Genomic DNA, 12050 nt, shown 5'->3' with positions numbered 1-12050 from the left:
GGCCCTAAGGACCGTCCGTCGGTGCCGGCGCGTCGCACGGTGCATGCGGCCGTTCCCGCGTCGCCGAATACAGGTGGCTGTCGCGGAACTGCTCGGCACCCAGCGTCCGGCCGACCATGATCACCGCCGTACGGACCACGCCCGCGGCCTTCACCTGGTCGGCGATATCGGCGAGGGTGCCGCGCAGGACCAGCTCGTCGGGACGCGAGGCCATCGCGACGACGGCGGCGGGGCAGTCCGCACCGTAGTGCGGGAGGAGTTCGGCCACGACCCGGTCGACGTACATGACAGCCAGGTGGAGGACGAGCAGGGCACCGCTGCGGCCGAGGGTAGCCAGGTCCTCGCCCTCGGGCATGGGGGTGGCGCGCTGGGCGACGCGGGTGAGGATGACGGTCTGGCCGACGGTGGGGACGGTCAGTTCGCGCTTGAGGGCGGCGGCCGCGGCGGCGAAGGCCGGGACACCCGGCACGACCTCGTACGGCACACCGGCCGCATCCAGACGGCGCATCTGCTCGGCGACGGCGCTGAAGACGGACGGGTCGCCGGAGTGCAGCCGGGCGACGTCATGCCCCTCCTCATGGGCGCGGACCAGCTCGGCCGTGATGGCGTCGAGGTCCAGCTGCGCGGTGTCGATGAGCCGGGCCCCGGGCGGGCACTCGGCCAGCAGTTCACGCGGCACCAGGCTGCCCGCGTACAGACAAACCCCGCAGGAGGCGAGGGTGCGGGCGCCGCGCAGGGTGATCAGGTCTGCGGCGCCGGGACCCGCGCCGATGAAGTAGACGGTCATCGCTCCTCGTTCTCCAGATGCTCGGCAAGTGCTGTGGGGCGTGGCGGCGTCGGGCGACATCCGGGGTGCTGTTCCACGCGATGTCCAGGGCGTGTCGCCATGTGGCGTCCGGGGCGATGTTTCACGCGACGTCCGGGGCGATGTTTCACGTGAAACGTCCCGCCTCGGGCCCGGCCGGCTTCACGGCCGCCCACTGGGTGACCGGCATCGCCTGCCGCCAGCCCGTGAAGCCGCCGACCGGGACGGCATGCGCGACGGCGAGCCGGACGAGGTCGCCGCCGTGGCGCCGGTAGCGGTCGGCGAGCAGCGCCTCGGACTCCAGCGTCACGGTGTTGGCGACGATCCGGCCGCCCGGCGGCAGCGCCTCCCAGCACGCGTCCAGCAGCCCGGGGGCGGTCAGCCCGCCGCCGATGAACACCGCGTCCGGCGTCGGCAGCCCCTCCAGCGCGGCGGGCGCGGGCCCGGTGACGACGCGCAGCCCGGGTACGCCCAGCGAGCGCGCGTTACGGCCGATCCGCTCGGCCCGTACGGCATCGCGCTCGACGCTGACGGCACGACAGCTGCGGTGCGCGCGCAGCCACTCGATGGCGATGGAGCCGGAGCCGCCGCCGACGTCCCACAGGAGTTCGCCGGGGGCGGGGGCGAGCGCGGCGAGGGTGGCGGCGCGGACATGCCGTTTGGTCAGCTGACCGTCGTGCTCGTAGGCGTCGTCGGGGAGTCCGGGGACGAGCGAGAGCGGGCGGGCGTCGGGGTCGCGGACGCAGTCCAGCGCGATGACGTTGAGGGGGTCGGCCTGGGGCATTCGGTCCCAGGCGGCGGCCGTGCCCTCGGTCACCCGCTCGCGGTCGCCGCCGAGCTGTTCGAGGATCCGCATCCAGGTCTTCCCGAAGCCATGGGCACACAGCAGCGCGGCGACCTCCGCAGGGGTGCCGGACCCGGCGGACAGCACCAGCAGCCGCCGCCCGTCGTAGAGCGCTCCGGCCAGATTCTCCGCGGGCCGTCCGACCAGCGTGACGACCTCGGTCTCCTCCACCGGCCAGTCCAGCCGCGCGCAGGCGTAGGAGACGGAGGAGGGGTGCGGCAGTACCCGCAGGGGAGTCCCGGCGACCTCGGTCAGCGTCCGTCCGATCCCGTAGAACATCGGGTCGCCGCTGGCCAGTACGGCGATCCGGCGCCCGGCGTGCGCGGCGAGCAGCCCGGGAACGGCGGGACGCAACGGCGACGGCCACACCACCCGCTCCCCGGCACAGTCTCCGGGCAGCAGTCCCAACTGCCGTGCCCCGCCGATCAGCACCTCGGCCTCCCGCAGCGCCTGCTGCGAGCGGGCCGGAAGGCCGTCCCAGCCGTCGGCCCCGATGCCGACCACGGAGAGGGGGGATGCGGGGCTCACTGCCGGTACCTCGGGGTTCGTTCGGGCGGGATGGGGCCGGGAGGCGAACTCTACTGACCGGCGGGTAGGGACCGCCCGCGGGGGCGAGCGACCGGCACCATCGGCCCCTATTGCGCCCCCATCAACCCTTATTGCATATAGTTTGCAATTACTGCCAGGGGACGAACTCCGGAGGGAAAGGGGGAAGCGCCCGTGAGCTCGCCAGTGGTGCTGGGCATCGAATCGTCCTGCGACGAAACGGGCGCGGGCCTGGTGCGCGACGGCCGGCTGCTGGGCTCCGCCCTCGCGTCGAGCATGGACGAGCACGCCCGGTTCGGCGGTGTCGTCCCGGAGGTTGCGGCGCGTGCCCATGTCCATGCGCTGATGCCGGTCGTGCGGCGGGCGCTGGACGAAGCCGGGCTGCGGGCGCGGGACATCGGGGCGGTCGCGGTGACGACCGGACCGGGACTTTCCGGGGCGTTGCAGGTGGGACTGGCGGGTGCCAAGGGGCTGGCGTATGCGCTGGGGGTGCCGTTGTACGGGGTGCACCATCTTGCGGGGCATGTTGCGGCCGACACCCTCGTGCACGGTCCGCTCCCCGACCCCTGCGTGGTCCTGATCGTCTCCGGCGGCCATACCTCCCTGCTCCTCGTACGGGACCTGGCGCGCGACCCGATCGTGCACCTCGGCGACACTCTGGACGATGCCGCCGGCGAGTGCTTCGACAAGGTCGCCCGGGTCTTCGGGCTGCCGTACCCCGGCGGCCCGGCCATGGACCGGACAGCGCGCGAGGGGGATCCGCGCGCTGTCCCCTTTCCCCGCCCGCTGGCGACGGGCCCGTCCGGGCACCGCTTCGCCTTCTCCTTCTCGGGCCTGAAGACGGCGGCGGCCCGATGGGCGGAGCACCACCGCGCCGCGGGGCCGGCGCTGCCGCTCGCCGACGGTGCGGCCTCGTTCCAGGAGGCGGTGGCCGACGTCCTCACCCGCAAGGCGGTGGCCGCCTGCACCGAGCACGGCGTCTCGACGCTCGTCGTGGTGGGCGGAGTTGCCGCCAATTCCCGGGTGCGGTCGCTGGCGGAGGAGCGGTGCGCGGCGGCCGGAATCGCCCTGCGGGTGCCGCCGTTGCGGCTGTGCACGGACAACGGCGCGATGATCGCGGCGGTCGGCGACCTCCTGGTGCGCGCGGGCGCCGCGCCCGCCCCGCTGGAGGTGTCGGTGGACCCGTCGGCGCCTTTGGAGCGCGCGGAGCTGCATCCGGCGGGGGCGGCGCGGGCCCGGATCGCATAAGCGACAGAGGGTCTCAACGGCGTTGCCCGAACACCTCGACCGGCACACGCACCCATCACGGCGGATACCGCCAAAGCCGGGATGAGCTGCACAAACGGCGAGTCAACGGCAGAGGCCGATAGGGGAGTTGCCGGATTCCGGCGACCGGCTAAAGTGCCTGGACGATCTTCGACCGTCCCTTCGCCGTACACAGAGTCCCTCAGGGGTTTCGCCCGCCCCGATCGGCCCGACACAATGCACGACCCTGTACCGCCCGCAGCCGCCATCGCTCACGAGGACCTGTTTGATGTCAGCACGGATACCCTCCCGCCGTCAGGCAGAGCGCCCGCCGCTCGGAGCGGCGCTGCGCACCCTGACGGCCTCTCTGGTGGTGACCGGGGGATTGTGCGGATGGGCGGTGATGCTCGCGCCGCCGTCGGTACGGGTGTTGCTCGCCTGGGGCGGCGGGGGCGGGGCGGTGGCGTTCAGCGCCGCGCTGGCCACCGCGGTCTTCCAGCGGCGGCTGGCACTCCACTACCGGTCGCGCATCGGGGACCTGAAGGCCGAGGCCGAGCGGCTGGCCGATGAGACCTTGCCCGCGCTGGTCGTCCAGCTGCGGGACGGGGCCTCGGTCGACACCGCGCTCAGCCGCGCGGCCGGCCCCGTGGCCGGGGCGCATCGGCGGATTCTGCGGACGCTGGCCGAGGAGGTCGGGCGCGGTGAGCGGATGCGGGCCGCGGCGATGTCCGCCTGCGCCAACGCCGCAGGCCGGGTGCAGGCGCTCGCCACCGGAATGCTCGCGGATCTGCGCGAGATGGAGGACCGGCACGGCGAGGAAGTGCTCGGCGATCTGATGAAGCTGGACCACACGACGGCGCAGGCGGGACGGCTGGCCGACAGTATCGCCGTGCTGACCGGGGCCCGGTCCGGGCGGCGGTGGAACAAGCCGATCGCGATGGAGAGCATTCTGCGCGGCGCGATGGGCCGGATCAGCGCCTACCGCCGTATCCGGCTGCACAACAGCAGCCAGGTCGCCATCGCCGGGCATGCGGCCGAGGGCATCATGCATGCGCTGGCCGAGATCATGGACAACGCCACCTCGTTCTCCCCGCCACTGTCGCCGGTGCATGTGTACGTGGAGGAGGCACAGGCCGGTGTCGTGGTCAGCGTCGAGGACAGCGGACTGGTGATGAGCGAGGCCGCGCTTCAGCGTGCCCAGCAGTCGGTGTCCGCGGCCACGCTGGATCTGATGTCACTGTCGGGGACGCGGCTGGGGCTCGCGGTCGTGGGCTGCCTGGCGCGCAAGCACGGGCTCAATGTGTCCTTCCGGCCGTCGGCGCGCGGCGGCACGGGCGTGGTGGTGCTGATTCCACAGCAGCTGGTGACGGAGGCACGGACGCCGGCCCAGCGGGCGGAGCCGCAGCCGCCGGTCGCCGACACGGCAGTGACGGCACCACGGGCTACGGTCCCGGCCCCCCGGCGCGCGCCCGAGGCCGAGGCGGAGCGTGCGACCGCGACGGAGCCTCCGGCGGAGACCCCGGCGAGCGACCGGGCCCCGGCGCGGTCCGACGCCCCGGCCCCGCTCCCCCGGCGCACCCCGCAGCCCGGCGCCGCCAGGCCGGATGCCAAGCCGGAGGCAGTGCCCGAGGCGCTGTCTGAGGCGGTGCCCGAGGCGGCGGCCGTCCGTCGGCCCGACGCCGAGGCCGCGCCCCAGGACCCGCCCGCGCCCGCCGCGCCGATCGAATACGGCGAGAGCGGTCTGCCCAAACGCCGCCGCGGTCAGACCCTGGCCTCCGCCCCCATGGGTACGGGCCCCGCACACGGCCGGGCGCCCGCCGCCGACCGGTCCGCCGCGCGGCCCGCCCGCTCCCGTGAGGAGTCGGCGGCCCGGTTCCGCGCCTTCCGCAAGGCCGTTCAGGGCACGCCCGGCCGGGACGCCGCCGACGGCCCCCGTACCGACGCCGCCCCGGGCCTCCCTGCCGGCGGCTCGCCCGCGTCACCCCCCGCACCCTCTCCAGCACGTCCGGAGGACGAGACCCGATGAACACCACCGACCACAGCCTCGACTGGATGCTGGAGAACCTGCTCCAGAAGACCCCGGGTGCCCGGCATGCGCTGGTGCTGTCCCGGGACGGGCTCAAGCTGTGCCACTCCAAGGAACTGACCGTCGATCAGGCCGACCAGCTGGCCGCCATCGCCTCCGGGATCCAGAGCCTCTCGCACGGTGCGTCCATCGAGTTCGGGGACGGTACGGGCGGCGTACGGCAGGCGATGACGGAGTTCCACGGCGGCCTGCTGTTCATCGTGGAGGCCGGGAACGGCGCCCATCTGGCGCTGATCGCCGTCGAGGACGCCGACGTCGGCCTGATCGGCTTCAACATGAATGAGCTGGTGGAGCAGATCGGCGAGTATCTCCGGGCCGCCCCGCGCGGCGAGGGCGGGCACGGCGCATGAAACGGCTCGGTCCTGATGACGATCCGGACCGGCTCTACACCGTGACCGGCGGCCGCAGCCGGTCCGCCGACGACCGGACGCTCGACCTGGTGACCCTCATCGTCAGCGAATGCGATCCGACACCGGGCATGCAGTCCGAGCATGCCCGGATCCTGGCCATGTGCCGTCGTCCGATGGCCGTCGTGGAGGTCTCGGCGGAGCTGCGGATGCCGGTCAGCGTGGTCCGGATCCTGCTGTGCGACCTGCTCGACCTCGGCCAGGTCACCGCACGCCATCCGCGCACCCCCGACACCGCCCAACTCCCCGCCGCCGACCTGCTGAAGGAGGTGCTCGATGCACTCCACCGCCTCTGAGCACGCGGACACGGCCGTAGCGGCCGGCACCGACGCCGACCGCATTCCGCTGAGTGCCACCGCCGACAACGGCCTGAAGATCGTCATCGTCGGCGGGTTCGGCGTCGGAAAGACCACCATGGTCCGCTCGGTGAGCGAGATCCGGCCGCTGAACACCGAAGAGACCATGACGCGGGCGGGCCTCGGCGTCGACGACCCCACCGGTGTCGAGGGCAAGACCACCACCACCGTCGCCTTCGACTTCGGCCGGATCAGCATCAACGACAGCGCGGTGCTGTATCTGTTCGGCGCGCCCGGCCAGGAACGCTTCTGGTTCCTGTGGGACCGCCTGTTCTCCGGAACGCTGGGCGCCGTGGTCCTGGTCGACACCCGGCGGCTGGACGACTCCTGGTACGCCATCGACCGGCTCGAGGCACACGGGATGCCGTTCATCGTCGCGCACAACGACTTCGGCGGCGAACGGCACACCCTGGAACAGATCCGCGAGGCGCTCGATCTCTCCCCGGACGTGCCGTTGATCTCCTGCGATGCGCGCGACCGGGAGTCCAGCAAGGCGGTGCTGATCGCCCTGGTCGACCATCTCTACGCCCTGTCCGTGCAGGCGTCGTCGTCCGGCCGGCAGTCCGTGCCCGGGCAGGAGTCCGTATCCGTCCCGGAGACCGCGGAGCGCGCATCGTGACCGAGCAGCAGCACCCCCGGACCGGCGGCTGCCCCATCGGGGCCGGCCACTCGGGCAAGGACGCGACGGACGCCGTACGGCTCTACGGCGCCGGCCTCAGCGACGACCCGGCCCGGCTCTACCGCGAGATGCGGGCGCAGCACGGGCCCGTCGCGCCGATCCTGCTGGACGGGGACGTCCCCGGCTGGTTCGTCCTGGGCTACCGCGAACTGCACCAGGTCACCAGCAATCCCGAGCTGTTCGCGCGGGATTCGCGGCGCTGGCACGCCTGGGCCAACATCCCCGAGGGCTGGCCGCTGATGCCGTTCGTCGGGCATCAGCCGTCGGTGATGTTCGCCGAGGGTCAAGAGCACCGCCGCCGGGCGGGGGCGATCAGCGAGGCGCTCACCGCCATCGACCAGTTCGAGCTGCGGCAGATCTGCGAGCGGCTGGCGGACGGCCTGATCGATGAGTTCGCCGGATCCGGCGAGGCGGACCTGATGGTCCATTACGCGGCCCGGCTGCCGCTGCTGGTCATCGCCGAACTGTTCGGCTTCCCGCACACCGAGGTACCGGAACTCTCCGCCGATATCGCCGCCTCGCTCAACGAGGACGAGGGCGCGATCGCGGCGCACCAGCGAGTGGCGGCGCGGTTGCAGCGGCTGGTCAAGGCCAAGCGGGCGCGGCCCGGCGCCGATGTGCCCTCCCGGTTGCTGGCCCATCGGGCGGGCCTGGCCCAGGAGGAGGTCGTCATGGACCTGCTGGTGCTGATGGCCGCCGCCCAGCAGCCGACCGCCAACTGGATCGGCAACACGCTGCGGCTGATGCTCACCGACGACCGCTTCGCGGTCAGCCTCTCGGGCGGACGGCGCAGCGTCGGCCAGGCCCTCAACGAGGTGCTCTGGCACGACACCCCCACGCAGAACTTCATCGGCCGCTGGGCGGTGCGCGACACCCAGCTCGGCGGCCGCCGGATCCGTACGGGAGATCTGCTGATCCTGGGGCTGGCCGCCGCGAACACCGACCCCCAGGTCCAGCCGGACTTCGAGGAGGCGGGCTCCGACGGCAACCAGGCCCATATGTCCTTCAGCCACGGCGAACACGCCTGCCCCTACCCCGCCCCGGAAATCGCCGAGGTGATCGCCAAAGCGGCGGTGGAGGTGCTGCTCGACCGGCTGCCGGATGTGGTGCTGGCAGTCCCGGCCGGGGAGCTGGCGTGGCATCCGTCGGTGTGGATGCGCGGTCTGGTCGGCCTGCCGGTCGAGTTCACCCCCGCGTACACGCCGATTCCGGCGATGGGCGCGCCGGGTTCGGTATACGGCTGATCCGCGCGGGGCGATGTTTCACGTGAAACATCGCCCAACTCCCCTACTCCTCCCGATGTTTCACGTGAAACATCGGGCCCGCCCGCTGCTACCCGGCCGGGGTGAACTCGACCGGCAGCGCATCCAGCCCCCGCGTGAACATCCCCCGCTCCCGAGGCTCCGCCCCCGGCGCCAGCGCCATGTCCGGCATCGCCTCCAGCAGCTGGGCCACGCCGACCTCGACCTCCGCCTTCGCCAGCAGCGCGCCGACGCAGAAATGCCGGCCGAGAGCGAACGAGAGATGGTCGGCGGCCGCCGAGAAGGCCGTATCGGCCGACAGATCGCTGCGGCGGATGTCGAAGGTGTCCGGTTCGGCATAACGCCGCTCGTCCCGCCCGGCCGCACCGATCAGACAGGTCACCGTCGATCCCGCGGGCACCTTGCCGCCGCCGATGACGACGTCCTCCGCGGCCTGCCGCATGATCATGTGCACCGGCGGGGTGTAGCGCAGCGTCTCCGCGAACGCGGGCGCGATCAGCGAGTGGTCCGCGCGCACCGCGGCCAGCTGTTCGGGATGCCGCAGCAGGTTGTGCACCAGGCTGGATATCGCCTTGTCGGTGGTCTCCCCGCCGGCCGTCAGCAGCAGGCTGCAGAACGCCTTGATGTCCTCATCGCTCATCCGCGTCCCATCGATCTCCGCGGCACAGAGCGTGGAGAGCAGATCGTCGCCGAGGTTGTCCCGGCGTTCCCGGATGACCGGGAGCAGATACGCGGCGAACTCCTCGCGCGTTCGCAGTCCCGCCGCGGCCACGTCCGGGTCCTGGGCGAGGTTGCCGAGGAAGCCGATGATCGCCGTGTACCAGCGGTGAAAGCGCTCGTGATCGGCCCGGTCCAGACCCAGCATGTCGACGATGACGTCGACGGGGAAGCGCGTCGCGAACTGCGCCACCAGATCCGCGCCGCCCGATGCGCGGAACCCGTCGATCAGCTGCCGGGCGTTGCGCTCGATGACCGGCAGGAACTGCTGCTCAAAAGTGCTGCCGCGGAACGCCGGTGCGACCAGCGCCCGGCGCACGGCGTGCTCGCGCCCACTCATCTGGAGAATGGTGCGGCCGTGCACCGGCTCCAGCTGCCAGTCGTAGTTGTCCGTGGTGAACACCGGGTCCTTGAAGGCCCGTTCGACGTCCTCGTACCGGGAGAGGACATAGCTCTGGGTGGCCTCGTGGTGCAGCAGCGGGAAGTCGTCCCGCAGCACGCGATAGGCGGCATACGGATCCGCGGCGAATTCCGGCGACAGGATGTCCGGCGCTTCTCGGTTCACGGGCACGGCTCTCCTCGGTAGGCGTACGGGACCCGGCCCGCGGCATCGCGGGCCCTCCGTACGTCCAAGATCGTCTCTGTGCTGTGCCGTTATCAAGAGGCGCGGCCCCGCAAGATCACGCGGCATCGGACGGAACCCGGGCCCGCCCCGGCCCGTTGACCCACATCCGGCCCGCCCCGCGCCCCTTCCTGCCCGCACCGCTCTGACCAGGCACGATACGCCGTTTGACGGTAATGACAACGGTCACCGGTGCAGGCTTTGGATCTCCCGCCGAAGTGCGGTTTGCTTCGCTGCGACGCCCCAGGAAGGAGCGCGCCCATGACCGAGCACGCCCACCGCCACGGGAGTGGCCACCAGCACGCCGGCGGCCACTCCCACGGCCACTCGCACGGTGTCTCCCCGGACGCCGACCGCCGCTGGCTGCGCGCCGCGCTGGTGCTGCTCACCGCGTACATGGCGGTCGAGGTCGCCATCGGCGTACTGGCCCAGTCGCTGGCCCTGATCTCCGACGCCGCCCATATGCTCACCGACGCGGTGTCCATCATCCTGGCCCTGATCGCCATGCGGCTGGCCGCCCGCCCCGCCCGCGGCGGCTACACCTACGGCCTCAAGCGCGCGGAAATCCTCTCCGCCCAGGCCAACGGCATCACCCTGCTGCTCCTTTCGGTCTGGCTCGGCTACGAGGCCGTCCAGCGGCTGATCGCGCCGCCCGAGGTGACCGGCGGGCTCGTGTTCGTCACGGCCCTCTCCGGCATCGTCGTCAACCTCGTCTGCACCTGGCTCCTGTCCCGGGCCAACCGCTCCAGCCTCAATGTCGAGGGCGCCTACCAGCACATCCTCACCGACCTGTTCGGCTTCGTCGCGACCGCCGTCTCCGGTCTGATCGTCCTGACCACCGGCTTCCAGCGAGCCGACGCCATCGCCTCCCTCGTCGTCGTCGCGCTGATGCTGAAGGCCGGTACGGGCCTGGTCCGCGAGTCCGGCCGGATCTTCATGGAGGCCGCCCCCGCCGGCGTCGACCCGGACGCGCTGGGCGACCATCTGGTGGCCGAGGACCAGGTCGTCGAGATCCACGATCTGCACATCTGGCAGATCACCTCCGGCCAGCCGGCCCTCTCCGCCCACATCCTGGTGGCCGCCGGCGGAGACTGCCACAAGGTCCGCCGCCGCCTCCAGGAACTGCTCAGCACCCAGTACGGCATCACCCACGCCACCCTCCAGGTCGACCATCTGGGCGAGGAGTCCACCGCCCCGGACGTCCTCACCCTCGGCCCGCGCCCCGCCGCCGAGTCCCCCACGGCCGACCACTGTGAGGACACCCACGGCCCGGTCCACCGGCCGGGGCCGCACCGGCACTGACCCCGCGTACGCCGCTCGGCGTCCCGCTGTGCCGACGGGGCCGCTGTCCGCTCCGCCTACGGCGTACCCGCTCACCCATTGGCACCGCCTCGGCTCGCGTCCGCCGTTGGTCCGGTTTTCGCTGAACACCCGACCATCTGGCCACCCCTCCCTCCGGAAGGAGCGGACGCGATGTCAGCGAGCGCACCCGTACGCCTCCGCGGCCGGGTGACGGAGGCGGCGCGGCTGCCCGAACCGCCCCGTCGGCGGCCCGGCCGTGCGCTGGGTGCCTGTGCGCTGCTGCTCATCGGAACGCTGCTGCTGCCGCTGAGTCTGGCCACCGTCTGGGCGCGCAGCGAGCTGACCGACACCGACCGGTACGTGGCCACCGTCGCACCGCTCGCCGCGAACCGTGCGGTCCAGGACGCCATCGTCCACGACGTCACCAACGGGGTGATGACCCATATCCGCCTCGACGGACTGCTGCGGGCCATCCCACGCGCCGAACGGGCCGCGCTGCTCAAGCGCTTCACCCGCGGTCTGCGGGAGTTCGTCGGCAAACAGGTCCGACAGGTCGTCACCGGCCGGTCCTTCCCCGCCGTCTGGACCGGCGTCCACCGCACCGCCCACCAGGCCCTGGACGACAGCCTCACCGCCTCCGGCGACGCCCCGGTCACGCTCGACCTCACCCCGATCGTCGACCGCGTCCGCCATCAGCTCGCCGGCAACGGCCTGGGCATCGACATCGCCCACCACATCCCCCGCATGGGCGCCGAGGTCGTCCTGCTGCGCTCCCCCGACGTCCCCCGCGCCCGCCTCGCCTACCGGGCCGTCCGCACCGCCGCGCCCCTGCTCCCGTCGGCCGCGGCCCTCTGCCTGCTGGCCGGACTTCTGCTGGCGCGCCGCCGCCGACGGGCCCTGATCTGCGCGGGGACGGGCTGCGCCGCCACGGCCGCGCTGCTTGCGGTGGCGCTCGCGCTGGTGCGTACGCGGGCCCTGGAGGGCCTGCCCTCGGTGATTCCGCGCGCCGCCGCGTCGGCGTACGCGGACACGCTCACCGGTTCGTTGCGGCAGGGGGTGTGGCTGGTGATCGGCGCGGCGCTGGTGACCACGGTGACGGCCGCGGCGGGGCCGCCCGCGGTGCGGGTGGCACGCCGGCTGTCCGCGGCATTCGGGACGCGGCCGAGGTCTACGTAGCGG

Annotated in this window: 11 protein-coding genes; 8 read left to right on the top strand and 3 right to left on the bottom strand. The window is 72.6% G+C overall.

Going from position 1 to position 12050, the window contains the following annotated elements:
* Positions 1-4: 4 nt before the first annotated feature.
* Both cobM and SNA_RS02905 read right to left on the bottom strand, forming a co-directional pair.
* Positions 5-787 (bottom strand): precorrin-4 C(11)-methyltransferase, encoded by a 783-nt coding sequence (gene cobM / locus SNA_RS02910; RefSeq protein WP_030066342.1) that lies wholly within the window; start codon positions 785-787, stop codon positions 5-7.
* A gap of 145 nt (positions 788-932) precedes the next feature.
* Positions 933-2177: a bifunctional cobalt-precorrin-7 (C(5))-methyltransferase/cobalt-precorrin-6B (C(15))-methyltransferase gene (locus SNA_RS02905; protein ID WP_030066343.1), complete on the bottom strand. Its 1245-nt coding sequence runs from the start codon at positions 2175-2177 to the stop codon at positions 933-935.
* 192 nt (positions 2178-2369) lie between these two features.
* On the opposite strand from SNA_RS02905, the gene tsaD reads away from it, so the two are divergent.
* The 6 genes from tsaD (at position 2370) to SNA_RS02875 (ending at position 8212) form a co-directional block, all read left to right on the top strand.
* Positions 2370-3443 (top strand): tRNA (adenosine(37)-N6)-threonylcarbamoyltransferase complex transferase subunit TsaD, encoded by a 1074-nt coding sequence (gene tsaD / locus SNA_RS02900; protein WP_044362933.1) that lies wholly within the window; start codon positions 2370-2372, stop codon positions 3441-3443.
* 286 nt (positions 3444-3729) lie between these two features.
* Entirely contained in the window at positions 3730-5466 is a 1737-nt protein-coding gene (locus SNA_RS02895) for an ATP-binding protein (protein WP_044362931.1), read from the top strand.
* Positions 5463-5876: a roadblock/LC7 domain-containing protein gene (locus SNA_RS02890; protein WP_030066346.1), complete on the top strand. Its 414-nt coding sequence runs from the start codon at positions 5463-5465 to the stop codon at positions 5874-5876. The genes SNA_RS02895 and SNA_RS02890 overlap by 4 nt, the downstream gene beginning before the upstream one ends.
* Positions 5873-6229, top strand: coding sequence for a DUF742 domain-containing protein (locus tag SNA_RS02885; protein WP_030066347.1), 357 nt, complete (start codon positions 5873-5875; stop codon positions 6227-6229). Before SNA_RS02890 ends, SNA_RS02885 begins: the two co-directional genes overlap by 4 nt.
* A complete protein-coding gene (locus tag SNA_RS02880) occupies positions 6210-6908 on the top strand; it encodes a GTP-binding protein (RefSeq protein ID WP_030066348.1) in 699 nt (232 codons plus the stop codon). The genes SNA_RS02885 and SNA_RS02880 overlap by 20 nt, the downstream gene beginning before the upstream one ends.
* Entirely contained in the window at positions 6905-8212 is a 1308-nt protein-coding gene (locus SNA_RS02875) for a cytochrome P450 (RefSeq protein ID WP_078969626.1), read from the top strand. The genes SNA_RS02880 and SNA_RS02875 overlap by 4 nt, the downstream gene beginning before the upstream one ends.
* A gap of 88 nt (positions 8213-8300) precedes the next feature.
* Here SNA_RS02875 and SNA_RS02870 read toward each other — a convergent pair whose 3' ends face one another.
* A complete protein-coding gene (locus tag SNA_RS02870; protein ID WP_420823452.1) occupies positions 8301-9512 on the bottom strand; it encodes a cytochrome P450 in 1212 nt (403 codons plus the stop codon).
* 318 nt (positions 9513-9830) lie between these two features.
* On the opposite strand from SNA_RS02870, the gene SNA_RS02865 reads away from it, so the two are divergent.
* Both SNA_RS02865 and SNA_RS02860 read left to right on the top strand, forming a co-directional pair.
* A complete protein-coding gene (locus SNA_RS02865) occupies positions 9831-10871 on the top strand; it encodes a cation diffusion facilitator family transporter (protein ID WP_044362926.1) in 1041 nt (346 codons plus the stop codon).
* Between the two features lie 171 nt (positions 10872-11042).
* The gene (locus tag SNA_RS02860) at positions 11043-12047 is read left to right on the top strand and encodes a hypothetical protein (protein WP_030066353.1); all 1005 of its coding nucleotides are present in this window, start codon (positions 11043-11045) and stop codon (positions 12045-12047) included.
* The last annotated feature ends 3 nt before the right edge of the window (positions 12048-12050 follow it).

Origin of the sequence: Streptomyces natalensis ATCC 27448, assembly GCF_000935125.1 — a bacterium.
In the GTDB taxonomy this organism is placed as follows: Bacteria; Actinomycetota; Actinomycetes; order Streptomycetales; family Streptomycetaceae; genus Streptomyces; species Streptomyces natalensis.
Note: the sequence above shows the minus strand (reverse complement) of the source record. Positions and strands in the feature narration are given on the sequence as shown.